Origin of the sequence: Pseudomonas sp. NPDC008258 (assembly GCF_042956345.1) — a bacterium.
Taxonomy (GTDB): domain Bacteria; phylum Pseudomonadota; class Gammaproteobacteria; order Pseudomonadales; family Pseudomonadaceae; genus Aquipseudomonas.
Genome location: NZ_JBIBGE010000002.1, coordinates 71450 through 96937 on the forward strand (window position 1 = coordinate 71450; position 25488 = coordinate 96937).

A 25488-nucleotide genomic window follows, 5' to 3' on the forward strand; every position below is an offset into this window, starting at 1 on the left:
CGTGCCAATCCGAACCTTGCTGCTGTGGCTGCTGTACTGCCTTAGCCCATTACCCGTCCTCGCCGCACCGCAACTGTACACCCGTGGCGTGGAGGCGGGTGCCCCTGCGCAGCTGGCCGCCGCAGACTTGCGCTGGCTGTGGGAGAAGCGCCAGCTGAACCTGGGCGTCATCGGCCGCGACAATCCACCCTTCGACATGCTCGGTACCGGTCATGCCTACGAAGGCATCAGCGCCGAGTACGCCAGTCTGCTGGGCGAGAAGCTTGGCCTGGAAGTACGCCTGAAAGTATTCGACACGTACAGCGCAGCGTTTGCTGCCTTGCGCGCGGGTGCTGTCGACATGGTCAGCTCGGTATCCGCAGAACAGGCGCAAGCGGCAGATCTGCATGTGTCTACCCCCTACATCATCGACCAGCCACTGCTGTTGGCCAGCGAGCGCGGTGTCAGTGGCGGCAGCGAAGGCACCCGGTTGCTGATGGTCGACGGTTATCGACCGTTGCCACTGCTGCAGCGCGAACACCCCAATGCACGGATACTGCTTCACCCAACACCTTACAGCGCCCTGGCGGCGTTACAGCTCGGGGAAGCCGAGCTGTACCTCGGCAGTGGCCTGGGCACTCGCTACCTCTTGGCCCGCGGGCAGTTGCCCGGCATCGAAGCCGTCGAGTGGCCAGATTTGCCAGCTCAGGCCTTGGGCTTTGCCATGCTCGACAACGAAGGCCCACTCCCCCGGTTGGTCGACGCCGTTTTGCAAGGCCTTGACGAACAGCAGCATGCCCGCATTCGCGGGTATTGGAGCCCCCAGCCTGCCAGCCCGGGCAAACCCGGGCGGGTTGAACTCACCGAAGCACAGCAGCGCTGGCTGGCGACAAACCCCGTAGTCAAAGTGTTGCTCGGTGAGCAGCAGCTTCCGTTGAGCTACCGCGATGGGCATGGCCAATTGCGCGGTTTGAGCCTGGACGTGCTGGACCGCATCAGCCGCCTCACCGGTTTGCGCTTCGAGGTACAGGCGGGCAGCGATGTCCAGCGCATGATCGAGCAGGTACGCGGGGGCCAGGCCGACCTGGTTGCCGGCCTGGCATATAGCCCGGCACACGCCCGCCAACTGCGGTTCAGCCGCGCTTACTTGAGCGCTGCGCAGGTGTTGGTGACGCGCAACGAGGCGGGAGCGCCCGGCAGCCTGGAGCCGTTCGACAGGCAGGTGCTGGCACTGGACCAGGCACGCTCGCTGGTTGCGCGTCACTCCCCTGGCAGGCTGCGTATCACTGCCAGCCTTGCGCTGCCACCGGTGCATTTCGCCTTTGCTGGCAGCCACGCTGACGAACAGCTATTGGGTATTGTCGATAAGGCCTTGCTCGCACTGCCACCGGCGGAAATGGAGGCCATGGTGCGACGCTGGCGTAACCCGACGATCGTTGACGATGGTTTCTTGCACCGCTATGGCGGTCGCGTGCTGGCGGGGTTTGCCACCACGTGTAGCCTGTTGCTGCTGGCCCTGCTGTGGGTCCGCTACCTGCGCCGGATGCAGGTACAACTGCGGCGTGCAAAACGTGACGCTGATGCGGCCAACCAGGCCAAGACGCAGTTCCTTGCCGCCATGAGCCATGAAATCCGCACACCGCTGCATGCCCTGCTGGGTATGCTGGAGCTTGCCCGACGCAAAGCCGGGCAGGGCGAACTGGACCACCTGGCCATTGAAGTGGCGGCTGATGCCGCCATGGGGCTACAAGAGCTGATAGGGGATGTGCTCGATATCACACGCATCGAAACCGGCCAGTTGCAGCTGGTACTGGTGCCTGTGAGCCTGCGCGAGCAGGTGGCGCGGGTTGTGCAGTTGTTCGAGCAGCAGGCGCACGGCAAAGGGCTTGCCCTGAACGTGGTGTGCAAAGGCGCGGTGAACAACTGGGTCATGCTTGACCCGGTGCGTTTCAAACAGGTGCTGGCCAACCTGGTCAACAACGCGATCAAGTTTACCGCCCAGGGCGAGGTGTTGGTGAGCCTGAGCATGCAGGCTGCTGCCGGCCGCGCAAGCGTGTTGCTGGAAGTTGCAGACACCGGCATCGGCATTGCCCAGTGCGAGCTGGCAAGCCTTGGCCAACCGTTTCACCAGGCCAGCAACCAGCGCCAGTCACCGCGTAGCAGTACCGGGCTAGGGCTTGGCATCAGCCGCAGTTTGTGTGAAATGCTCGGCGGGCAGTTGCGTTTGCACAGCGTGCTGGGCCAAGGCACGCGGATTGAAATCCGCCTTGACCTGATGCTGGCAGCTGCGCCGGTACTGGCTGCCCCGGTGCTGCCACAGGGTGATCCAGCCAGGCTGGCTGGCCTGCGCGTGCTGGTCGTCGATGACTACCCGGCCAACCGCTTGTTGCTGGCGCACCAGCTGGAGTTTCTTGGCCATCAGGTCCAGGTTGCCGAGGATGGCGATCAGGCCCTGCGCCTGTGGTTACGGCACCCGTTCGATGTGGTCATCAGCGATTGCAACATGCCCAGGCTTGGCGGTTTTGCGCTGGCCAGGGCAATTCGCGAACACGAGCGGCGCAGGGGCCTGCCACGCTGTCGGGTGGTGGGGCTCACCGCCAGCGCCATGCAGGCGGAGCGCCGCCGCGCCAGAGCAGCGGGTATGGACCATTGCCTGTTCAAGCCGCTGGACCTGGATACGCTCAAGCAGACATTGCGTGCCTGCCAGCCGACCGGTCAGGGGCCACCAATTGTCGATCTGGCACATCTGCACAAACTGGTCTGTGGCGACCAGGCAGTATTGGTGGCCCTGATGGCCGACCTCGCCAAAAGCAACAGGGAGGACCTGGCAACACTCGCCGCGTCGTTAAACCAGCCGTCGGCGCTTGCCGAGCTGGCCCACCGGGTAAAAGGTGCGGCGCGCATTGTACCGGGGCACGCCTTGATAGCGCTGTGTGAACAGCTTGAGGCGCAGTGCGGGCACTACCCGCCTAACCCTTTGCAGGTGCGCCGGGCAGCCCTTGCGCTGAAGGAAGCGATGCTGCGCCTGGATCGCTGGCTGGCCAGCTACCTCGCGCAGCACGCGGACTTGCCTGGAGCCCCGCCGCCAGGCGGGGTGGCTCATATCATGCCTAATAGCAGCAGCACGAGCAGGATGACCAGCACCACGCCGACAATACCGGACGGGCCGTAGCCCCAGCTGCGCGAGTGTGGGAAGACCGGTAAGCCACCGATCAGCAGCAGGATCAGGATGATGATGAGGATCGTGGTCATGGTGGAGTCCTTGCGTGGTTGAGGGGCAAGGGCCTCGGACTGCAGGCCTCTTGTAACTTCGGACTGCTGCCGCTTGGGAAAGATTCCATTTTGTGTGCTGCGAAGCTGCCGGCACTGACTACATGGTCATGCCCGCCCATTCACTACCCTGATGAACCCTGCCGATACACAGGTCCTTGTTTAGACTCCCCTCACTACCCACCTGAACAAGGCCTGCCACCATGCAAAACCGCATCATGATCACCGGCGCCGGGTCCGGCCTCGGGCGCGAAATCGCCCTGCGCTGGGCGCGTGAGGGCTGGCGCCTGGCGCTGGCCGATGTCAATGAAAGCGGCCTGCTCGAAACCCTGGAGCTGGCCCGGGCGGCCGGTGGCGAAGGCTTCGTCCAGCGCTGCGACGTGCGTGACTACAGCCAGCTCACCGCGTTGGCCCAGGCCTGCACCGAGCAGTTTGGCGGCATCGATGTGGTCGTCAACAACGCGGGCGTGGCCTCGGGTGGGTTCTTCGCCGAGCTGTCGCTGGAGGACTGGGACTGGCAGATCGCGGTCAACCTGATGGGCGTGGTCAAAGGCTGCAAGGCCTTCTTGCCGCTGCTGGAGCGCAGCAAGGGGCGCATCATCAACATCGCCTCGATGGCCGCGCTGATGCAGGGCCCAGGCATGAGCAATTACAACGTGGCCAAGGCCGGCGTGCTGGCGCTGTCGGAAAGCCTGCTGGTGGAGCTGCGCCAGCTGGAGGTGGCGGTGCACGTGGTGTGCCCGTCGTTCTTCCAGACCAACCTGCTGGATTCGTTCCGCGGGCCCAACCCGGCGATGAAGGCCCAGGTGGGCAAGTTGCTGGAGGGTTCGCCGATCAACGCGGCAGAGATTGCCGAGTATATCCATCAGCAAGTGGCAGCCGGCGAGTTCCTGATCCTGCCCCACGAGGCAGGTCGACAAGCCTGGGCACTGAAGCGCGAAGCCCCCGAGCGACTGTATGACGAAATGGCCGGCATGGCGGTAAAAATGCGTGCCAAGGCGCATTCTCGGTGAAAGATCTGTAGGAGAAGTTACCGGCAAATGTAGGGCGCTTCTGATTTGCCGTGGAAGTATTGAGTAGGTTTATGTCCACGAGGCACGCTCCGTTTTTACCTGTCGCTGAAGGAGCGGAACATGCTGGTAATCGGGCGCGAAGTGGGCGAGATCATCGTGATTGGCGATGACATCCGCATCATGGTGGTAGAGACGCGAGACGGGGTGGTGCGCTTCGGGGTAGAGGCGCCGAGGGCGGTGCCGGTGCACCGGGCCGAAGTGTACAAGCGCATCAAGCAGGGAGGGCAGGGCAAGACCCGCAGGGCTTGATGGAGCCTGTGCCGGCCTCTTCGCGGGCACGCCCGCTCCCACAGGGTTACCACAAAGCCGGAACGTGTGGAGCACCTGTGGGAGCGGGCTTGCCCGCGAAGGGGCCGGGCCTGCTAATCGAGCAACTCGCGGGGCACATCATGCCTGGCCAGCAACTGGCACTGCTGGCTCTCCGGGTCGAACAGGATGAACGCCTGCCCTTTGGCCAACGCCTGGCGCACCCGCAGCACGCGGGTTTCCAGCGGGGTATCGTCGCCGTTATCGGTGCCGTCACGGGTGACGAAGTCTTCGATCAGGCGGGTCAGGGTTTCGGCTTGCAGTTGGTCGTAGGGGATCAGCATGGTGGGCGTTGTCTAGGGTATTGGTGCAGGCATGCTACGCGAAACCTTCGGGTTTTTGGGGCCGCTCTGCGGCCCATCGCAGGCAAGCCAGCTCCCACAGGGACCGCGCAAGGATCAGGCTTGTGGTGCCCCTGTGGGAGCTGGCTTGCCTGCGATGGGCTGCAAAGCAGCCCCCAGGGCCCTCAAACCTTATTGCCAACCAGGCTGTCCACCGCCGGCACCCGCGTGTCGCTTTCCATCTGGGCATCGTGCTCCAGCTGGTGGCTGAACCTTTCAAGCGAAGCATTGGCCGGCTGCGAGTCGCTGGCGAACACCGGTGGGCTCAGCAGGTACGCCGACAGCAACCGGCTCAATGCCGCGAGGCTGTCGATGTGCGTGCGTTCGTAGCCATGGGTGGCATCGCAACCAAATGCCACCAGGGCAGTACGTATATCATGCCCCGCTGTCACCGCCGAGTGGGCATCGCTGAAGTAGTAGCGGAACAAGTCGCGTCGCACCGGCAGGTCGTGGTCGCCGGCAAGCTTGAGCAGGTGCCGGGACAGGTGGTAGTCGTAAGGCCCCGACGAGTCCTGCATGGCCACGCTCACCGCATGCTCGCTGGAGGCTTGCCCGGGTGCTACCGGGGCGATGTCGATGCCAACGAATTCGCTGACGTCCCAAGGCAGGGCGCCGGCTGCGCCCGAGCCGGTCTCTTCGGTGATGGTGAACAGTGGGTGGCAGTCGATCAATGGCTGGTGGCCACTCTCTACCACGGCCTTCAAAGCGGCGAGCAGTGCCGCCACGCCGGCCTTGTCATCCAGGTGACGGGCGCTGATGTGGCCACTTTCGGTGAACTCGGGCAGCGGGTCGAAGGCAACGAAGTCACCAATGCTCACGCCCAGCGCTTCGCAGTCGGCGCGGGTGGCGCAGTAGGCGTCGAGGCGCAGTTCAACGTGATCCCAGCTGACCGGCATCTGGTCGATGGCGGTGTTGAAGGCATGCCCGCTGGCCATCAGCGGCAGCACGCTGCCACGCACCACACCGGTGTCGGTGAACACGCTTACCCGGCTGCCCTCGGCAAAGCGGCTGGACCAGCAACCGACTGGCGCCAGGCCCAGGCGGCCGTTGTCCTGCAACTGGCGCACGCTGGCGCCGATGGTGTCGAGGTGGGCCGAGACGGCGCGGTCGGGGGAGGTTTGCCGTCCCTTGAGGGTAGCGCGGATGGTGCCGCGGCGAGTCAGCTCGAAGGGGATGCCCAGCTCGTCCAGGCGTTCGGCCACGTAGCGCACGATGGTGTCGGTGAAACCGGTGGGGCTGGGGATGGCGAGCATCTCCAGCAGCACGCGTTTGAGGTAGTCGAGATCGGGTTCCGGGAGTCGTTCGGACATGAGTACTCCTTGAAAGTTGTGTTGGTTTCTTCGCGGGCATGCCCGCTCCCACAGGTAATGCACAAGTCCCACGCCCTGTGGCGGACCTGTGGGAGCGGGCGCGCCCGCGAAGAGGCCATCAGCTATTACGCCAAAGGCCGGCTATGCGGAAACAGCAGGTCGATAAACCGTTCGGCCGTAGGCTGCGGTTCATGGTTGGCCAACCCGGCACGTTCGTTGGCTTCGATGATCACGTACTCCGGTTGCCCGGCATCGCGCACCATGAAGTCCAGCCCTACCACCGGTATCTCCAGCGCCCGCGCTGCGCGCACGGCCGCGTCGGCCAGCACCGGGTGCAGGCGTTCGGTTACGTCTTCCAGGGTGCCACCGGTGTGCAGGTTGGCGGTGCGCCGCACGGCCAGGCGTTGGCCGGCAGGTAATACATCGTCATAGGCAAAGCCTGCCGCGCGCAGGGTGCGTTCGGTTTCGTCGTCCAGCGGAATGCGGCTTTCACCCCCGGTTGCCGCCTGGCGTCGGCGGCTCTGGGCTTCGATCAACTGGCGGATGCTGTGTTTGCCGTCGCCCAGCACCTGTGCCGGGTGGCGGATGGCGGCGGCCACCACGTCGAACCCGATCACCACAATGCGCAAGTCGAACCCCGCATGGAAACTCTCCAGCAACACGCGGCTGTCGAACTGGCGGGCGTGTGCCACGGCGCGGGTGATGTCGTCGATGCAGGTCAGGTTCACCGCCACGCCTTGGCCTTGTTCGCCGTCCACCGGTTTGACCACCACCGCGCCATGCTCGTCAAGAAAGGAAAGGTTGTCGTCGGCGTTGCCCGCCAGCTGCTGCGCGGGTACCTGCAGCCCGGCAGTGTGCAGGGCGTGTCGGGTGAGGCGCTTGTCCTGGCAGAGGGTCATGGTCACGGCGCTGGTGAGGTCACTGAGCGACTCGCGGCAGCGAATGCGGCGCCCGCCCAGGCTCAGGGTAAACAGGCCGCCCGCGGCGTCATCTACCTGCACGTCGATGCCGCGGCGCAAGGCCTCGTCAACGATGATGCGGGCGTAGGGGTTCAGCGCTGCCTCAGGGCCCGGGCCAAGGAACAGCTGCTGGTTGATGCCGTTCTTGCGCTTGACCGCAAAGGTGGGCAGGTTGCGAAAACCCAGTTTCTGGTAAAGGCGCTTGGCCTGGCGGTTGTCGTGCAGCACCGACAGGTCCAGGTAGGCCAGGCCACGGCTCATGAAATGTTCGATCAGGTGGCGCACCAGCACTTCGCCGACGCCGGGGCGGGTGCAGTGTGGGTCCACCGCCAGGCACCACAGGCTGCTGCCATGCTCCGGGTCGTCAAAGGCTTTTGCGTGGTTCAGGCCCATGACGCTGCCGATCACCGCGCCGCTGTCTTCATCTTCGGCCAGCCAGTACACCGGGCCACCCAGATGCCGCGGTGTGATCCGTTCGGCGTCGACCGGCAGCATGCCGCGCGCCTGGTACAGGGTGTTGATGGCCTGCCAGTCGGCCGCGTTTTGTGCCCGGCGCACGCGAAAGCCGCGGAACACCCGCTGTGCTGGCCGGTAGTCGGTGAACCACAGGCGCAGGGTGTCGGACGGGTCCAGGAACAGTTGCTGCGGGGCCTGGGCCAGCAGCTGCTGGGGCGCGGCCACATACAAGGCGATGTCGCGCTCGCCGGGGCATTCGTCCAGCAGTTCTTCGGCCAGGCTGGCCGGGTTGGGGTAGGTGTGGCCGATCAGCAGCCGGCCCCAACCGCAGTGCACGGCACGCGGCTGGTCGTGGGGCTGGCTGCCATCGCCGGCCAGGCGCGCTTGCAGGCGTTCGTAGGACGGCGCCTGGCCGCGCAACAGGCGCTGACCGTATGCGATTTCGTGGGCTTTCATCGGTCAGATTCCTTGTTCACTCAGCCACAGGTTCAGCGCTGCCAGCTGCCACAGCTTGGAGCCGCGTAGCGGCGTAAGCTGGCCGTGTGGGTTGCTCAGCAAACGGTCGAGCATGGCCGGGTTGAACAGGCCCCGGTCCTGGCTGGGGTCGGTCAGCAGTTCGCGCACCCAACCCAGGGTGGCGCCCTCCAGGTGCTTCAGGCCCGGTACCGGGAAGTAACCCTTCTTGCGGTCGATCACCTCATGCGGAATCACCCGCCGCGCCGCCTGCTTGAGCACCTGCTTGCCGCCGTCGGGCAACTTGAAGCGCGCCGGGATGCGCGCCGACAGCTCCACCAGGCGGTAGTCGAGGAACGGCGTGCGCGCTTCCAGGCCCCAGGCCATGGTCATGTTGTCCACGCGTTTGACCGGGTCGTCCACCAGCATCACCGTGCTGTCCAGGCGCAGGGCCTTGTCCACGGCGTCGCGGGCACCGGGGCGGGCGAAGTGCTCGCGTACGAAATCGCCAGCTGCGTCGGTTTCCAGAAGCCAGGGCGCCTGCACGGTGTCGCGGTACTCGGCGTGGCTGCGGTCGAAGAACGCATCGCGGTAGGCCGCAAAGGCATCTTCGGCGCCGTCCACCTGCGGGTACCAGTGGTAGCCGGCGAACAGCTCATCGGCGCCCTGGCCGCTTTGCACGCCTTTGCAGTGCTTGGCCACTTCCCGTGACAGCAGGTAGAAGGCGATGCAGTCGTGGCTGACCATTGGCTCGCTCATGGCGCGGAAGGCGGCCGGCAGCTGGTCGATGATCTCGTGTTCGGCAATGCGCAACTGGTGGTGGCGGGTGCCGTAGTGTTTGGCGATCAGGTCGGAATACTGGAACTCGTCGCCACGCTCGCCGCCGGCATCTTCAAAGCCGATGGAGAAGGTCGACAGGTCGTCCACGCCCACTTCGCGCAGCAGGCCGACCAGCAGGCTGGAATCAACCCCGCCGGACAGCAGCACACCGACGTCGACGGCGGCACGTTGGCGGATGGCCACGGCGTCGCGGGTGGCGTCGAGCACGCGGGTGGTCCAGCCTTCCAGGTCCAGCTCTCGCTCGTCCGGGTTGGCGCCGTATTTCAGCTGCCACCAGGTCTGGCGTTCCACTTCACCATGGCGGTCGATGCGCATCCAGGTGCCGGGCTCCAGCTTCTGCACATTGGCCAGCAAGGTGCGCGGCGCCGGTACCACGGCGTGGAAGTTCAGGTAGTGGTTGAGCGCGACCGGGTCGAGCATGGGGTCGATGTCGCCACCCTTGAGCAAGGCCGGCAGGGTCGAGGCAAAGCGCAGGCGTTCGCCGTTGCGTGACAGGTACAGGGGTTTGACGCCCAGGCGGTCGCGGGCCAGGAACAGGCGCTGGTTGTCGCGCTCCCAGATGGCCAGGGCGAACATGCCGTTGAGCTTGGGCAGCAAGGCAGCGCCCCAGGCGTGATAGCCCTTCAATAACACCTCGGTGTCGCCATCGGACCAGAAGGTGTAGCCCAGGTCCTGCAACTCCTGACGCAGTTCGGGGAAGTTGTAGATGGCGCCGTTGAAGGCCAGCGAAAGGCCCAGGGTGTTGTCGACCATCGGCTGCGCCGAGCCGTCGGACAGGTCCATGATTTTCAGGCGCCGGTGGCCCAGGGCAATCGGGCCCTGGCTATGGAAGCCCCAGGCATCCGGGCCACGCGGGGCCAGGTGGTGGGTGATGCGCTCTACCGCAGCCAGGTCGGCTGGGCGAGGGGCTTGGTCGATGGGGGTGAAACGCAACTCTCCTGCTAATCCGCACATAAGTCCTTACCGGTTTTTCCGTTGGGGAGGTGATGCCCCGGATTAGGGCACCTTAAGGAACTGACCTATGTGCTTTGTGAGAGTTTTAGAACAATCTGTTATATGGGGCTGCTGTGCAGCCCTTCGCGGGCACGCCCGCTCCCACAGGTTTTTCGCCAGCCCCTGACATTGCGCGATCCTTGTGGGAGCGGGCGTGCCCGCGAAGGGCCGCATAGCGGCCCCATCCCTTATTTGCCCCGGATCAACCTGCGCAGGGCAAACCGGTTCGGGTGACAAGCCTCCGCTACCACCCGCGGCAACGGCAACGGCTCCCCACACACCCAAGCCGCCACCAGCTCGCCGCTCAGCGGCGCCGTGATCAACCCGCGCGACCCATGCCCGCTGTTCACATACAAGCCCTCCAGCCAAGGGCAGGCTACATCCGGCACCTGCCGCGCATCCCGGCTCAGCACCGCATACGCCTCGGCAAACGCCGGCCCATCGGCCACCGGCCCGACAATTGGCAAGTAGTCCGGGCTGGTGCAACGAAATGCCGCGCGCCCCTGCAATTGCTCAGGGTCCACCTCTGCCGCGCCAAGGCGCTGGGCCAGATCAGTCGAGATCTCATCCAGTAACGCCAGGTTGCCCTGATGCTCGGCCACTGTCGGCGCCAGGTCTTCGCTGTGGAAATCAAAGCTCGCGCCCAAGGTGTGCTCACCCCCGCGCGGCGGCGCCACATAACCTTCCGCGCACACCACGGTGCGCAGTGCCCGGCTGCTGGCGGTGGCCGGCAGGCGGGTGATCTGCCCACGGATGCGCTTGAGCGGCAACTGCGCGCAAGGCTCGAAGCGCCGCACCTCGGCGGCACCGGCCAGAACCACCACCGGCGCGCTGGCCAGCAGGCGCTCGCCAGCCCAGGCTTGCCAGTGGTCATCCACCTTGCGCAGCTCGATGACTTCCTGGTGCGTCAGCAGGCGAATCCCGGGGTGCTGCAACTGCTGCCCGCATAGCGCTGGCGGATGCACCCAGCCGCCTTCGGGGTAGTACAAGCCGCCAGCCGGCAAGGCTACCCCGGCGATGGCTTCGGCTTCAGCGCGTTCCAGCGATTGCAGCAGGTTGTGGTCGAAGGCAGCGGCCAGCTTGCCCTGGCGCTCGGCTTCCTTGCTGTCGAAGGCAAGTTGCAGCACGCCGCAGGCATCCCAATCGTGGCCACGTTGCAGGCGCTCGAGCTGGCGCCGGGTGTAGCCGAAACCGGACAGGATCATTTGCGACAGCGCAGTGCCATGGGCAGACAGCTTGAGGTACAACACCCCTTGCGGGTTGCCCGAGGCCTCCTGCGCCGGGCCATCGTGGCGCTCCAGCACGGTCACCTGCCAGCCACGCCGGGCCAGGCTGGCTGCGGTTGTGCTGCCCGCGAGCCCGGCGCCGACCACCAGGGCCTCACGTGGGCCAGGTGCGGTACGCGGGCGCGCATACCAGGGCGCGCTGGGGCCGGGCTGTGGGCCGACGTAAGCGCCGCTCATCACCTCCCACTTCTTGCCGATGCCCGGCACCTTCTTCATGGCAAAGCCAGCTTCGACCAGGCTGCGGCGTACCCACCCCGTGGTGGTGAAGGTGCCCAGCACGGTACCCGGGTGCGACAGCCGCGCCAGTTGCGCGAACAGCTCCGGGGTCCACATGTCGGGGTTCTTGGCCGGGGCGAAGCCATCGAGGAACCATACATCGATCTGCGCATCCAGCTGCGGCAGCTGTTCCAGCACATCGCCAATCAGCAGGGAGAGGGTGACCCGGCCATTGGCCAGCGTGAACTGTTGAAAGCCAGGGTGCACCGCCACGTACTGTTCCAGCAGCGGCTCGGTATAGGCTGCAAGCTCTGGCCACAGGCGCACCGCACGTACCATGTCGTCGAGGCCGAGAGGGTATTTCTCGACACTCACAAAGTGCAGGCGTGCGTCGCTGTGGGCATGTTCGTCAAACAGCTGCCAGGCACAGAAAAAGTTCATGCCAGTGCCAAAACCGGTTTCGCCAATCACCGTGCAGGTATGCGGGGCCAGGCTGGCAAAACGCTCGGCCAGGCGGGTCTGGCCAAGGAACACGTGTTTGGTTTCTTCAATGCCTTCGTTGACCGCGAAATAGACGTCGTCGTATTGCCGCGAATGGGGGCGGCCTTGGTCGTCCCAGTCGATCTGGGCGTGCTGGAGGAGGGTGGACATGGTTGGCTCGGTTGCAGCAGATGCGCGGGATTTTATGCCATCTGATGATTTTGCGCAGGCACAGGCCGCCCACAAATCCGCTAGTCTTGCTTATCCATTGAAGGAGCCAGTGCATGTTCGAATCCGCCGAAATCGGCCACAGCATCGACAAGGAGGCTTACGACGCCGAGGTACCCGCTTTGCGCGAGGCCCTGCTCGAAGCCCAGTACGAACTCAAGCAGCAGGCGCGCTTCCCGGTGATCGTGCTGATCAACGGCGTTGAAGGCGCTGGCAAGGGCGAGACGGTCAAGCTGCTCAACGAGTGGATGGACCCGCGCATGATCGATGTGCTCACCTTCGACCAGCAAACCGACGAAGAGCTGGCCCGCCCGCCGGCCTGGCGCTATTGGCGGGCCCTGCCACCGAAGGGGCGGATGGGCGTGTTCTTTGGCAACTGGTACAGCCAGATGTTGCAGGGGCGGGTGCACGGGGTGTTCAAGGATGCCGTGCTCGACCAGGCCATTACCGGCGCCGAGCGGCTGGAGGAAATGCTGTGCGATGAAGGCGCGTTGATCATCAAGTTCTGGTTCCACCTGTCCAAGAAGCAGATGAAGGCACGGCTGAAATCGCTCAAGGACGACCCGCTGCACAGCTGGAAGATCAGCCCGCTGGACTGGCAGCAGTCGGAAACGTATGACCGCTTCGTGCGCTTTGGCGAGCGTGTGCTGCGCCGTACCAGCCGCGACTATGCGCCTTGGCATATCGTCGAAGGCGTCGACCCGAACTACCGCAGCCTGGCGGTGGGGCGCATCCTGCTGGAAAGCCTGCAAGCTGCGCTAGCCAATAACCCCAAGGGCAAGCACCGGGGCAACGTTGCCCCGCTGGGCCGAAGCATCGATGACCGCAGCCTGCTCGGTGCCCTGGACATGACCCTGCGCCTGGACAAGGCCGACTATCAGGAGCAACTGGTCACCGAACAGGCCCGCCTGGCCGGCCTGCTGCGTGACAAGCACATGCGTCGGCATGCCCTGGTGGCCGTGTTCGAAGGCAACGATGCCGCTGGCAAGGGCGGCGCCATTCGCCGGGTAGCGGCGGCACTGGACCCACGCCAATACCGCATCGTGCCGATTGCCGCGCCCACCGAAGAAGAGCGCGCACAGCCGTACTTGTGGCGGTTCTGGCGGCATATTCCGGCGCGTGGCAAGTTCACCATCTTCGACCGCTCCTGGTATGGCCGGGTGCTGGTGGAGCGGGTTGAGGGCTTCTGCACCCCGGCCGACTGGATGCGCGCCTACAGCGAGATCAATGACTTTGAAGAGCAATTGGTGAATGCCGGCGTGGTGGTGGTCAAGTTCTGGCTGTCCATTGACCAGCAGACCCAGCTGGAGCGCTTCGAAGAGCGCCAGCAGATCCCGTTCAAGCGCTACAAGATCACCGAGGATGACTGGCGCAACCGCGAAAAGTGGGACGACTATGCCCAGGCGGTGGGCGACATGGTCGACCGCACCAGCAGCGAGATCGCGCCATGGACGCTGGTGGAGGCCAACGACAAGCGCTGGGCGCGGGTGAAGGTGTTGCGCACCATCAACCAGGCGCTTGAGGCGGCGTTTGCCAAGGACAAGAAATAGCCGAAGGTGATGTCGCCTGTTCTGGCCTCTTCGCGGGCACGCCCGCTCCCACAGGATCATCACAGGGCTGAGCGTTGTGCGGTCCCTGTGGGAGCGGGCAAGCCCGCGAAGACGCCGGAACAGGCACTTCATTTGCCAAACCATGCCCCGAAAGAATGACCTGATGAATTCTTTTCTCGGCACTCTCCACCGTAGGCACCCTCCAAGCCCGTAGAATTCAATCACCCCCACCACGGGCTTGATCGAGGACACTATGCACACCACTTCCGGCCGTTGGAGCTACGGCCTGTTCCTGGCACTTCTGACTGCGCTGCTTTGGGGTATCCTGCCGATCAAGCTCAAGCAGGTGCTGCAAGTGGTCGACCCGATCACCGTTACCTGGTACCGCCTGCTGGTCTCCGGTGGCTTGCTGTTCGCCTGGCTTGCGGCCAAACGGCGGCTTCCTTCATTCGCCAGGCTTGCGCCCAAGGGCAAGGGCCTGGTGGCAATTGCCGTACTTGGCCTGATGGGCAACTACGTGCTGTACCTGATCGGGCTCAACCTGTTAAGCCCCGGCACTGCGCAGTTGGTGGTGCAGCTCGGCCCGGTGCTGTTGCTGGTGGCCAGCGTATTCGTGTTCCATGAGCGTTTCAGCGTGGGGCAGGGCGTTGGGCTGCTGATATTGCTGGCGGGTTTCGGGCTGTTCTTCAACCAGCGCCTGGAAGAGCTGCTGACTTCGCTAGGCACCTACACCACCGGCGTGCTGACCATTCTGCTGGCCACCAGCATCTGGGTGTTCTACGCCCTGAGCCAGAAGCAGTTGCTGACCGTGTGGCATTCCCAGCAGGTGATGATGGTGATCTACCTCAGTTGCGCTGCGCTGCTGACGCCTTGGGTGCACCCGCTGGAGGCGTTGCAGCTGACCCCGGTGCAGGGCTGGCTATTGCTGGCCTGCTGCCTTAACACCCTGGTGGCCTACGGCGCGTTTGCCGAAGCGCTGGCGCATTGGGAGGCATCACGGGTGAGTGCCACGCTGGCACTGACGCCGTTGGTGACCTTTGTTGCGGTGGCACTGGCGGCGCTGGTGTGGCCGGAGTATGTGCAGGCTGAGGACATTAACGCCCTGGGTTATGTGGGGGCGGTGACGGTGGTGTTCGGCTCGGCGCTGGTGGCGCTGGGGCCATCGCTGGTGGCCGGGTGGCGTGCCCGCAGGGCGCGGTTGGCCCGGGTTCATTGATCGACTGCACCGGCCCTATCGCCGGCAAGCCAGCTCCCACAGGGATCCCATATCTCCCAGGCCTGTGGTAGTCCTGTGGGAGCTGGCTTGCCGGCGATAGGGCCGGCGCAGGCATTAAAGAACTTAGCCTTTGCCACCCGGTGCCAGCATGTTCTCTGGCCTTACCCACTGGTCGAACTGCTCATTGGTCAGGTACTTCAACTCCAGCGCAGCCTCGCGCAAGGTCTTGCCCTCGCTGTACGCCTTCTTGGCAATCTCTGCCGCCTTGTCATACCCGATATGCGGGTTAAGCGCCGTCACCAGCATCAACCCGCGCTCCAGGTGCGCAGCCATCTGCCCGGCATCCGGCTCGATGCCCGCCACGCAGTGCAGCTGGAAGTTGCTGCAGCCATCGGCCAGCAGTTCGATCGACTGCAACAGGTTATGGATGATCACCGGCTTGAACACATTGAGCTGCAAATGACCCTGGCTGGCGGCGAAGCCGATGGCCGCGTCGTTGCCCAGCACCTGGCAGGCCAGCATCGACAGCGCCTCGCACTGGGTAGGGTTGACCTTGCCCGGCATGATCGAGCTGCCCGGCTCGTTGGCCGGCAGGCGCACTTCGGCCAGCCCGGCGCGTGGGCCGGAGCCGAGCAGGCGCAGGTCATTGGCGATTTTCATCAGGGCCACGGCCAGGGTCTTCAGGGCGCCCGCCAGGCTGGTCAGCGGTTCGTGGCCGGCGAGGGCGGCAAACTTGTTCGGCGCGGTGACGAACGGCAGGCCGGATTCCGCCGCAAGTTCCGCAGCGATGGCCTCGGCAAAGCCATGCGGGGCATTAAGGCCGGTACCCACGGCAGTGCCGCCCTGGGCCAGCTCGCATACCGCCGGCAAGGTAGCGCGGATGGCACGCTGGGCATAATCGAGTTGGGCGACGAAGGCTGAAACCTCCTGGCCGAAGGTGATCGGCGTGGCGTCCATCATGTGCGTACGGCCGGTCTTAACCAGCTTCTGGTGGCGCGCCGACAACTCGGCCAGCCCCGACGACAGCTCGGCAATCGCCGGCAGCAGTTTTTCATGCACGGCCTGGGCCGCTGCAATGTGCATGGCCGTGGGGAAGCAGTCGTTGGAGCTCTGCGAGCGGTTGACGTGGTCGTTGGGGTGCACCGGTGCCTTGCCGCCGCGGCCCTTGCCGGCCAGTTCGTTGGCGCGCCCGGCAATCACTTCGTTGACGTTCATGTTGCTCTGGGTGCCGCTGCCGGTTTGCCAGACGACCAACGGAAACTGGTCGTCATGCTGGCCCGCCAGCACTTCGTCGGCCGCTTGTTCGATCAGCCGGGCGATGTCGGCCGGCAGGTCGCCGTTGCGGTCGTTGACGCGTGCCGCGGCCTTCTTGATCAGCGCCAGGGCGTGCAGTACCGCGAGGGGCATGCGCTCCTTGCCAATGGCGAAGTTGATCAGCGAACGCTGGGTCTGCGCACCCCAGTAGGCGTTCTCCGGAACTTCCACCGGGCCCAGGCTGTCTGTCTCGATACGGCTCATTCTGTACTCACTCCTGTGTAGTTCGAATTCGCAGTTTAGGCCCTGAATCGACCGAGCGGTTCAGTCGCTCGTCGTGCCACTTGAGCACATCGCCACCACGGCGCAGAATGCTCTACTCTGAGGTACCCGCCTCCCTCTCCTTGAAGGAAATGCAATGACCCGTCTCCGTGTCCTTTGTGCCGCCGTTGCCCTGGTTTGCGCCAGCGGCCAGGTACTCGCTGCCACCGCCAGCCATAACGCTGCTGCCGAGAAATTCCTGACCCTGGCCAACGCCGACAAGCTGGGCACCCCGGTGTACATGCAAGTGCAGCAGATGTTCGCCCAGCGCTTCGCCCAGACCAAGGCTCCGGCCGCCAAGCAGCCAGTGCTGGAAAGCTACCAGGCCAAGGCCAACGCCGCGCTGGACAACGCCATCGGCTGGAACAAGCTGAAGCCGAAGATGGTCGACCTCTACACCCAGACCTTCACCGAGCAGGAACTGAAAGACCTGGTCAAGTTCTACGAGTCGCCGCTGGGCAAGAAAGTACTGCGTGAAATGCCCAAGGTCACCCAGCAGTCGGCCCAGCTGACCCAGCAGAGCCTGGAGCCAGCAGTGCCGGTGGTGAACAAGCTGCTGGAAGACATGACCAAGGAGCTGGACCCGAACGCTGGCAAGGCCGCTGCCCCAGCCAAGAAGTGAGCACCCCGCGATGACCATGCAACAGCGCATTGAACAACAGCTGGCCGCTCTGGCGCCGCAACACCTGCAAGTGCTCAACGAAAGCCACATGCACAGTCGTGGTCAGGAGACCCACTACAAGGCAGTGATCGTCAGCGAGCAGTTTGCCGGGTTGAACAGCGTCAAGCGCCACCAGAAGGTGTACGCCACCATGGGTGAGCTGATGGGCGAAATTCACGCCCTGGCCATCCACACCTACACCGCCGAGGAGTGGGCCAAGGTCGGTGTTGCACCGGCCTCGCCGGTGTGCGCGGGCGGCGGGCACTGAAACCTTTCTGTTGTTCTGGTAGAATCTGCAACATCCCAAAGGGGGCCGCTGCGCGGCCCATCGCAGGCAAGCCAGCTCCCACAGGTACAGCGCTCTTCTTGAAGCTGGCGCTGTACCTGTGGGAGCTGGCTTGCCTGCGATGGGCTGCGAAGCAGCCCCCTGTTTTTTGCTCAACCCGGTCCGCCCCTTACGAGGGCAACCACCTGGAGAACCTGCTTCATGTCCCAAGCCATCGTCGTCGCGGCGCTGTACAAATTCGTTACCCTTGAAGACTACGTCGAGCTGCGCGAGCCGCTGCTCAAGGCCATGCTCGACAACAACGTCAAAGGCACCCTGTTGCTGGCCCATGAGGGCATCAACGGTACCGTGTCGGCCACCCGCGAAGGCATCGATGGCCTGCTGGCCTGGTTGCGCAACGACCCGCGCCTGATCGATGTCGACCATAAAGAGTCGTACTGCGACGAACAACCGTTCTACCGCACCAAGGTCAAGCTCAAGAAAGAGATCGTCACCCTCGGCGTGCCGGGCGTTGACCCGAACCAGGCGGTCGGCACCTACGTCGAGCCCAAGGACTGGAACGCCCTGATCAGCGACCCGGAAGTGCTGCTGATCGACACCCGCAACGATTACGAAGTGGCCATTGGCACCTTCAAGGGCGCCATCGACCCCAAGACCGAAACCTTCCGCGAGTTCCCGGACTACATCAAGGCCAACTTCGACCCCAGCAAGCACAAGAAGGTCGCCATGTTCTGTACCGGCGGCATCCGTTGCGAAAAAGCTTCCAGCTACATGCTCGGTGAAGGCTTTGATGCGGTCTATCATCTTAAGGGCGGCATCCTGAAATACTTCGAGGAAGTGCCTCAGGAAGAGAGCCTGTGGGACGGCGACTGCTTCGTCTTCGACAACCGCGTCACGGTGCGCCATGACCTGAGTGAAGGCGAGTATGACCAGTGCCACGCCTGCCGCCACCCGATCAATGCAGAGGAGCGCGCGTCCGAGCACTATTCGCCAGGTGTCAGCTGCCCGCATTGCTGGGACACCCTGAGCGAAAAGACCCGGCGCAGCGCCATCGACCGGCAGAAGCAGATCGAGCTGGCCAAGGCCCGCAACCTGCCGCACCCGATCGGTTACAACTACAAAGCCGAGGCCTGATGCATGTCTGCACGCCTGATCTATGTGATGGACCCGATGTGCTCCTGGTGCTGGGGTTTCGCGCCAGTGGCGGCGGCCCTGATCGCCCAGGCGCGTGAAGCGGGCATTGCCACCCGGCTGGTGGTGGGTGGCTTGCGCACCGGTGGCAGCGCCCTGGACAGCTCTACCCGCAAGTACATCCTCGAACACTGGCAGGCGGTGGCCGAGGCTACCGGCCAGCCGTTCCGCTTCGAGGGCGCCATGCCCGACGGTTTTGTCTACGACACCGAGCCGGCCTGCCGTGCCTTGGTCACCGCCCGCGAGCTGGATGCCGAGCGTGTCTGGCCGTTGCTGGCGTTGATCCAGCGTTCGTTCTACGAGCAGGGCGTGGATGTGACCACTGCGCCACAGTTGGTCGAGCTGGCGGAGCAGGCAGGCTTCGACCGCGCCGTGTTCGCCGAAACCTTCGCCCGTGCCGATACACGCGCTGCCACCGCAGCCGATTTCAGCTGGGCCCAGGACTTGGGTATTGCCGGTTTCCCGACCCTGCTGGCCGAGCGCAATGGCCAACTGGCCTTGCTGACCAACGGCTACCAGGCGCTGGAACGCCTGCAACCCTTGCTCGGCCGCTGGCTGCAGCAGGCCGCCTGTGCTTGATGTGCCTGGGTCACCCGACCCGGTGCCGGGCAAACCTCATACTGCGGGCGATCGACTGAGCTGGGCGGAAATCCGTCGCCTGGCCATGCATCACAAGAAGAACCTCTGGTCCGCCAATTTCATCGCCGTACTGGCAGCCTGTTGCAGCGTGCCGATTCCGCTGCTGCTACCGCTGCTGGTGGATGAAGTGTTGCTGGGCCATGGCGATGCCGCGCTGAAGTGGATGAACCACTTGTTGCCGTCTGGTTGGCAGGTAGCTGCCGGGTACATCGGGCTGATGCTGGCACTTACCCTGTGCCTGCGCCTGGCTGCACTGGCGTTCAACGTGGTGCAGGCCAAGCTGTTCGCCGGCCTGGCCAAGGACATCGTCTATCGCTTGCGCATCCGCCTGATCGAGCGGCTCAAGCGCATTTCGCTGAAGGAATACGAGAGCCTGGGCAGCGGCACGGTGACCACCCACCTGGTCACCGACCTGGACACCCTCGACAAGTTCGTGGGCGAAACGCTCAGCCGCTTCCTGGTGGCCATGCTGACGTTGACCGGCACTGCGGCAATCCTTATCTGGATGCACTGGCAGCTGGCCTTGCTGATCTTACTGTTCAACCCGCTGGTGATCTACTTCACCGTGCAGCTCGGCAAGCGCGTCAAACACCTGAAAAAGCTTGAAAACGACAGCACTGCACGCTTTACCCAGGCGCTGACGGAAACCCTCGATGCCATTCAGGAAATTCGCGCCAGCAACCGCCAGGGCTACTTCCTGGGGCGCCTGGGGCTGCGGGCCCGCGAAGTGCGCGACTACACCGTGGACTCGCAGTGGAAAAGCGATGCCAGTGGCCGTGCCAGTGGCTTGCTGTTCCAGTTCGGTATCGACATTTTCCGTGCGGCAGCCATGCTTACCGTGCTGTTCTCCGACCTGTCGATTGGCCAGATGCTGGCAGTGTTCAGCTACCTGTGGTTCATGATCGGCCCGGTGGAGCAGTTGCTCAACCTGCAATATGCCTACTACGCCGCCGGTGGTGCGCTGAGCCGCCTTAACGAGTTGCTGGCGCGCGCTGACGAGCCGCAGTACCCGGCCGCCTGCGACCCGTTCGCCGGGCGCGAGACGGTGGGCATCGACGTGCGCGACCTGCGCTTTGCCTATGCCGACGAGCCGGTGCTGGACAACCTCGGCTTGTCCATCGCGCCGGGTGAAAAGGTGGCGATAGTCGGCGCCAGTGGTGGTGGCAAGAGCACCTTGGTGCAACTGTTGCTGGGCCTGTACAGCGCCCAGGCCGGGACTATCCGCTTTGGGGGCGCCAGCCTGCAGGAGATCGGCCTGGAAACCCTGCGCGAAAATGTAGCGGTGGTATTGCAGCACCCGTCGCTGTTCAACGATACCGTGCGCGCCAACCTGGCCATGGGCCGCGATTGCAGCGATGACGCCTGCTGGCAGGCGCTGCGCATCGCCCAGCTGGATGCCACCATCGCCGCATTGCCGCAGGGCCTGGACAGTGTGGTGGGGCGCTCGGGCGTGCGCTTGTCGGGCGGCCAGCGCCAGCGCCTGGCCATTGCCCGCATGGTGCTGGCCGAGCCCAAGGTAGTGATCCTTGACGAGGCCACCTCGGCCCTGGATGCGGCTACCGAGTACAACCTGCACCAGGCCTTGGCGCGCTTCCTCAGCGGCCGTACCACACTGATCATTGCCCACCGCCTGTCGGCGGTGAAACAGGCCGACCGGGTGCTGGTGTTCGATGGCGGGCATGTGGCCGAAGATGGCGACCACCAGCAGCTGATTGCCGAAGGTGGGTTGTATGCCAAGCTTTATGGGCACCTGCAGCAGAGCTGAATCCCTTCCTGCCTTCACCGGCCATGTGGGAGCGGGCGTGCCCGCGAAACAGGCAACGCATTGGATGGCACCGGCTTTGCCGGTGTTCGCGGGCACGCCCGCTCCCACAGAGATTGTGCAATCTTTCAGATTTTGAAGCTCCCACGAGGGCCAATAAAGGCCCTGTACAAATCCCCCGACTCCTTGTCATAAAAATCCCCTCCACAGCGATGGCAAATGGCCTACGCTGTGCTTGTCTGGGTTGATTTGCGCCTTATCTGCTCTGTGACAGGGAATCCATGAAGGGACATCGCACTCTAGAAGCGCCCAAGCTGCTTGGCATCACCTGGCCCTTCATCGCCGTTGTGGTCTTCCAGGTGGCGCTGGGTAGTCTCAGCCTGTATACGCTGTCGGCCGTGCGCGCCTATGTCGCGGGCGAAAGCCTGTGGTCCAAGGCGCAGAAAGACGCCATCTATTACCTCAACCTGTACGCCGAAACCCGCGACGACAGCACCTACCAGCGCTATCGCCAGGCTATTACCGTGCCCCAGGGCGACCACCAGTTGCGCGAGGTGCTGGACCAGCCCAACCCTGACCTGGATGCCGCGCGCCAGGCGGTGCTGCAAGGCGGCAACCACCCCGATGATGTCACGCGGATCATCTGGTTCTACCGCAACTTCCGCAATGTCAGCTACATGCAGACAGCCATTGACTACTGGGACATCGGCGACGATTACCTGGCCAAGCTCGATGTGCTGGCCGGCGAGATGCGCCAACGCTTTGCCAGTGGCCCCGTCGACGCCCAGACGTTAAGCGGCTGGAAGGCCCGTATCGTTACCATCAACGAGGGTGTTACCCCCGCCGCCAAGGCCTTCAGCGATGCCTTGGGTGAAGGCTCGCGCATGCTGCTGCGGGTGCTGATGATCACCAACCTGCTGACGGCGATGTTCCTCATTTCCATCGCCTGGCGCCGCTCCAGCAAGCTGCTGGCCCAGCGTCAGGCCTTTGCCAGTGCCTTGCAGGAGGAAAAGGAGCGGGCGCAGATCACCTTGCAGGCCATTGGCGATGCGGTGATTACCACCGATGTGGACGGCTGCATCGGCTACATGAACCCGGCCGCCGAGCAATTGACCCACTGGCAGTCTGGGCAGGCCCAGGGCTTGCCGCTGTCGGCGCTGTTCAGCCTGGTGGACGAGCAAGCCGAGGAAGACGGCGGCAGCCTGGTAGAGCAGGTGCTCAGCGGCAGCCTCAAGGGGGGGGCCGAGCATGCCCGGCTGATCCAGCGCCTGGATGGCAGTACCGTGTCGATCAACCTGGTGGGCTCGCCGATCCTCAATGACGGCCAGGTCAGCGGCATCGTGCTGGTGCTGCACGACATGACCCAGGAGCGCCAGTACATTGCCAACCTGTCCTGGCAGGCTACCCACGATGCGTTGACCGGCCTGGCCAACCGCCGCGAGTTCGAATACCGCCTGGAGCAGGCGCTGAACGGCCTGGCGCGTCAGGCCGGCCGGCATTCGCTGATGTTCCTTGACCTTGACCAGTTCAAACTGGTCAACGATACCTCTGGGCATGCCGCGGGTGACGAACTGCTGCGGCACATCTGCGCCGTGCTGCAATCGGGCCTGCGCGAAGGTGACACCCTGGCGCGGCTGGGTGGCGACGAGTTCGGCGTGCTGCTGGAAAACTGCCCGCCCGACCAGGCCGAGCGCATTGCCGAGCAATTGCGCCAGATGGTGCAAAGCCTGCACTTCGTGTGGAAGGGGCGACCCTTCGTCACCACCGTGAGCGTTGGCCTGGTGCACATGGCACAGGCCCCCGGCACCCTCGAAACCTCGCTGCGCGCCGCCGACATGGCCTGCTACATGGCCAAGGAAAAGGGACGCAACCGCGTGCAGGTGTACCACGCCGACGACAGCGAACTGTCCATGCGCTTTGGTGAAATGGCCTGGATCCAGCGCCTGCACGTGGCCCTGGAAGAAAACCGCTTCTGCCTGTACGCCCAGGAAATCGCCCCGTTGAAAACCTTCGAAGGCCCGGGGCATATTGAAATCCTGCTGCGCCTGCACGACGAAAACGGCCGCACCATCCTGCCCAGCAGCTTCATTCCGGCGGCCGAACGCTACGGTCTGATGACCGCGCTGGACCGCTGGGTGGTGCGCAATGTGTTCCAGGTCATCCGCCAGTGCCTGGACGAAGGGCGCGAAGGGCCGCTGTCGATCTGTGCAATCAACTTGTCAGGGTCGAGCATCGGCGATGACAAGTTCCTCGAATATCTGCAGCGGCTGTTTGTCGAATACGCCATCCCGCCACGGATGATCTGTTTCGAGATTACCGAAACCAGCGCCATCGCCAACCTGGGCAGTGCCATCCGCTTCATCAACGAGTTGAAGGGGCTGGGTTGCCGCTTCTCGCTCGATGATTTCTGCGCGGGCATGTCGTCGTTCGCCTACCTCAAGCATTTGCCCGTGGATTTCCTGAAAATCGACGGCAGTTTCGTCAAGGACATGCTCGACGACCCGGTCAACCGGGCCATGGTCGAGGTCATCAACCACATCGGCCATGTCATGGGAAAACGCACCATCGCCGAGTTTGTCGAAACACCCTTGATCGAGCAGGCCCTACAGGAAATAGGCGTGGATTACGCCCAGGGCTACCTGATCGAACGCCCCCAGGTGTTCACCTGTGACAGTCTGCAGCGCCAACGGATCGCCGCCCGGCCTCTGTTGCAGCGGGCACCTGGCACGTTTCGCTAGCTAGAAATCACAAGGATCAAGGAGCTGAAAAGTGATTGATGCATTCGTTCGTATCGGGCCTTTGATGGACCCCGCCAGCTACCCCCAATGGGCCCAGCAACTGATTGAAGACTGCCGCGAAAGCAAGCGCCGGGTGGTCGAACATGAGTTCTACGGGCGCCTGCGCGACGGGCAGTTGAAGCAGTCGACCATTCGTCAGTACCTGATCGGTGGCTGGCCGGTAGTGGAGCAGTTTTCGCTGTACATGGCCCACAACCTGACCAAGACCCGCTATGGCCGCCATCAGGGCGAAGACATGGCGCGGCGCTGGCTGATGCGCAACATTCGCGTTGAACTGAACCATGCCGACTATTGGGTGAACTGGTGCCAGGCGCACGGGGTGCACCTGCACGAATTGCAGGCGCAGGAAGTGCCGCCCGAGCTGAACGGCCTGAACGACTGGTGCTGGCGGGTGTGCGCGACCGAGAACCTGGCGATTTCCATGGCCGCGACCAACTACGCCATCGAAGGCGCGACCGGCGAATGGTCGGCGGTGGTGTGCTCGACCGACACCTATGCACAGGGCTTCCCTGAGGAAGGGCGCAAGCGGGCGATGAAGTGGCTGAAGATGCATGCCCAGTATGACGACGCGCACCCGTGGGAGGCGCTGGAGATCATCTGTACCCTGGCCGGCGAGAACCCGACGTTGGGGCTGCGTACAGAGTTACGCAGGGCGATTTGCAAGAGTTATGACTGCATGTTCCTGTTCCTGGAAAGGTGCATGCAGCTGGAAGGGCGCCAGCAAGGCCGTTTGCGCCCAGCGTTGGCGGCGGGCTGATCTGCTCTCCTGTGCCGGCCTCTTCGCGGGCTCGCCCGCTCCCACGGGGACATCACTGCCCTCAGGCATCGTGCTATCTCTGTGGGAGCGGGCAAGCCCGCGAAGAGGCCAGTGCAGGTTTACTGGGCGTTGAACGCCTGCCCGTTCACCCCGGTGCTGTCCGGCCCCATCAGGTACAGGTACACCGGCATGATCTCTTCCGGCAGCGGGTTGTTCTGCGGGTTTTCGCTAGGGTACGCCTGCGCCCGCATTGCCGTGCGCGTGGCGCCCGGGTTGATGCTGTTGGAGCGCACCGGCGCCACGCCTTCCAGTTCGTCGGCCAAGGTCTGCATCAGGCCCTCGGTGGCAAACTTCGAAACGCCATAAGCACCCCAGTATGCACGGCCTTTGCGCCCGACACTGCTGCTGGTGAACACCACCGATGCGTCTTCCGACAGCTTCAGCAGTGGCAGCAGGGTGCTGGTGAGCATGAAGGTGGCATCGACGTTGATGTGCATCACGCGCATGAAGTTGTCGCCTGACAACTGCTCCAGCGGCGTGCGCGGGCCGATGATCGAGGCATTGTTCAGCAGGCCGTCCAGGCGGCCGAACTGGTCCTCGATCATCACCGCCAGTTCGTCGTACTGGTGGGGCAGGGCGGTTTCCAGGTTGAACGGGATGACAACCGGCTGCGGGTGCCCGGCGGCTTCGATCTGGTCGTAGACCTCGTTCAGGTTGGCCTCGGTCTTGCCCAGCAGCAGTACGGTAGCACCCAGCGCGGCGTAGGCCTTGGCAGCGGCGGCACCGATGCCGCGGCCGGCACCGGTAACCAGGATGACCCGGCCTTGCAGCAGGTCGGGGCGGGCGGTGTAGTCGAACATCAG

Annotated in this window: 20 protein-coding genes; 12 read left to right on the top strand and 8 right to left on the bottom strand. The window is 64.1% G+C overall.

Features of this window, described 5'->3' with window-relative positions; all coding sequences use genetic code 11:
• Position 1: 1 nt before the first annotated feature.
• Positions 2 to 3151, top strand: a complete 3150-nt coding sequence (locus tag ACFY9W_RS01855) for a transporter substrate-binding domain-containing protein (RefSeq protein WP_391124965.1) — start codon at positions 2 to 4, stop codon at positions 3149 to 3151.
• Here the strand turns inward: ACFY9W_RS01855 and ACFY9W_RS01860 are convergent.
• Complete coding sequence (locus tag ACFY9W_RS01860; protein ID WP_012271016.1) at positions 3079 to 3231, bottom strand: DUF3309 family protein; 153 nt, start codon at positions 3229 to 3231, stop codon at positions 3079 to 3081. The genes ACFY9W_RS01855 and ACFY9W_RS01860 overlap by 73 nt on opposite strands.
• Before the next feature lie 221 nt (positions 3232 to 3452).
• Between ACFY9W_RS01860 and ACFY9W_RS01865 the strand changes: the two genes are divergently transcribed.
• Together ACFY9W_RS01865 and ACFY9W_RS01870 are read left to right on the top strand one after the other, a co-directional pair.
• Positions 3453 to 4262, top strand: coding sequence for an SDR family oxidoreductase (locus ACFY9W_RS01865; RefSeq protein WP_391124968.1), 810 nt, complete (start codon positions 3453 to 3455; stop codon positions 4260 to 4262).
• A 120-nt stretch (positions 4263 to 4382) separates the two neighbouring features.
• Positions 4383 to 4571: a carbon storage regulator gene (locus ACFY9W_RS01870; protein ID WP_391124971.1), complete on the top strand. Its 189-nt coding sequence runs from the start codon at positions 4383 to 4385 to the stop codon at positions 4569 to 4571.
• A gap of 113 nt (positions 4572 to 4684) precedes the next feature.
• On the opposite strand, the gene ACFY9W_RS01875 is transcribed toward ACFY9W_RS01870, so the two are convergent.
• The 5 genes from ACFY9W_RS01875 to mnmC all read right to left on the bottom strand — a co-directional run bounded on the left by ACFY9W_RS01875 (position 4685) and on the right by mnmC (position 12133).
• Positions 4685 to 4912: a YheU family protein gene (locus ACFY9W_RS01875; RefSeq protein ID WP_051099660.1), complete on the bottom strand. Its 228-nt coding sequence runs from the start codon at positions 4910 to 4912 to the stop codon at positions 4685 to 4687.
• A 182-nt stretch (positions 4913 to 5094) separates the two neighbouring features.
• Complete coding sequence (locus ACFY9W_RS01880; protein WP_391124974.1) at positions 5095 to 6279, bottom strand: osmoprotectant NAGGN system M42 family peptidase; 1185 nt, start codon at positions 6277 to 6279, stop codon at positions 5095 to 5097.
• 125 nt (positions 6280 to 6404) lie between these two features.
• Positions 6405 to 8150, bottom strand: a complete 1746-nt coding sequence (gene ngg, locus ACFY9W_RS01885; protein WP_391124977.1) for an N-acetylglutaminylglutamine synthetase — start codon at positions 8148 to 8150, stop codon at positions 6405 to 6407.
• A gap of 3 nt (positions 8151 to 8153) precedes the next feature.
• Positions 8154 to 9941, bottom strand: coding sequence for an N-acetylglutaminylglutamine amidotransferase (locus ACFY9W_RS01890; RefSeq protein WP_391124979.1), 1788 nt, complete (start codon positions 9939 to 9941; stop codon positions 8154 to 8156).
• A 227-nt stretch (positions 9942 to 10168) separates the two neighbouring features.
• Complete coding sequence (gene mnmC / locus ACFY9W_RS01895; protein WP_391124982.1) at positions 10169 to 12133, bottom strand: bifunctional tRNA (5-methylaminomethyl-2-thiouridine)(34)-methyltransferase MnmD/FAD-dependent 5-carboxymethylaminomethyl-2-thiouridine(34) oxidoreductase MnmC; 1965 nt, start codon at positions 12131 to 12133, stop codon at positions 10169 to 10171.
• A 113-nt stretch (positions 12134 to 12246) separates the two neighbouring features.
• Between mnmC and pap the strand changes: the two genes are divergently transcribed.
• Complete coding sequence (gene pap / locus ACFY9W_RS01900; RefSeq protein ID WP_391124985.1) at positions 12247 to 13740, top strand: polyphosphate:AMP phosphotransferase; 1494 nt, start codon at positions 12247 to 12249, stop codon at positions 13738 to 13740.
• A gap of 253 nt (positions 13741 to 13993) precedes the next feature.
• Positions 13994 to 14956: an EamA family transporter gene (locus ACFY9W_RS01905; RefSeq protein WP_391124987.1), complete on the top strand. Its 963-nt coding sequence runs from the start codon at positions 13994 to 13996 to the stop codon at positions 14954 to 14956.
• Positions 14957 to 15079: 123 nt separating this feature from the next.
• On the opposite strand, the gene ACFY9W_RS01910 is transcribed toward ACFY9W_RS01905, so the two are convergent.
• The gene (locus tag ACFY9W_RS01910) at positions 15080 to 16474 is read right to left on the bottom strand and encodes a class II fumarate hydratase (protein WP_391124990.1); all 1395 of its coding nucleotides are present in this window, start codon (positions 16472 to 16474) and stop codon (positions 15080 to 15082) included.
• A gap of 154 nt (positions 16475 to 16628) precedes the next feature.
• Between ACFY9W_RS01910 and ACFY9W_RS01915 the strand changes: the two genes are divergently transcribed.
• The 7 genes from ACFY9W_RS01915 (at position 16629) to ACFY9W_RS01945 (ending at position 24625) form a co-directional block, all read left to right on the top strand.
• Positions 16629 to 17153 carry a DUF2059 domain-containing protein gene (locus ACFY9W_RS01915; RefSeq protein ID WP_003252642.1) on the top strand — a complete coding sequence of 175 codons (525 nt, stop codon included), beginning with the start codon at positions 16629 to 16631 and terminating at the stop codon, positions 17151 to 17153.
• A gap of 10 nt (positions 17154 to 17163) precedes the next feature.
• Complete coding sequence (locus ACFY9W_RS01920) at positions 17164 to 17460, top strand: BolA family transcriptional regulator (protein WP_003252644.1); 297 nt, start codon at positions 17164 to 17166, stop codon at positions 17458 to 17460.
• Between the two features lie 219 nt (positions 17461 to 17679).
• Complete coding sequence (locus ACFY9W_RS01925; RefSeq protein WP_391124994.1) at positions 17680 to 18612, top strand: rhodanese-related sulfurtransferase; 933 nt, start codon at positions 17680 to 17682, stop codon at positions 18610 to 18612.
• A 3-nt stretch (positions 18613 to 18615) separates the two neighbouring features.
• Complete coding sequence (locus ACFY9W_RS01930; protein WP_391124997.1) at positions 18616 to 19248, top strand: DsbA family protein; 633 nt, start codon at positions 18616 to 18618, stop codon at positions 19246 to 19248.
• 85 nt (positions 19249 to 19333) lie between these two features.
• Positions 19334 to 21073 carry an ATP-binding cassette domain-containing protein gene (locus ACFY9W_RS01935; RefSeq protein ID WP_391125460.1) on the top strand — a complete coding sequence of 580 codons (1740 nt, stop codon included), beginning with the start codon at positions 19334 to 19336 and terminating at the stop codon, positions 21071 to 21073.
• Positions 21074 to 21351: 278 nt separating this feature from the next.
• Positions 21352 to 23808: an EAL domain-containing protein gene (locus ACFY9W_RS01940; protein ID WP_391125000.1), complete on the top strand. Its 2457-nt coding sequence runs from the start codon at positions 21352 to 21354 to the stop codon at positions 23806 to 23808.
• A gap of 31 nt (positions 23809 to 23839) precedes the next feature.
• The gene (locus ACFY9W_RS01945) at positions 23840 to 24625 is read left to right on the top strand and encodes an iron-containing redox enzyme family protein (protein ID WP_391125003.1); all 786 of its coding nucleotides are present in this window, start codon (positions 23840 to 23842) and stop codon (positions 24623 to 24625) included.
• 119 nt (positions 24626 to 24744) lie between these two features.
• Here the strand turns inward: ACFY9W_RS01945 and ACFY9W_RS01950 are convergent, their stop codons facing one another.
• The gene (locus ACFY9W_RS01950; protein ID WP_027595944.1) at positions 24745 to 25485 is read right to left on the bottom strand and encodes a YciK family oxidoreductase; all 741 of its coding nucleotides are present in this window, start codon (positions 25483 to 25485) and stop codon (positions 24745 to 24747) included.
• Positions 25486 to 25488 lie beyond the last annotated feature (3 nt).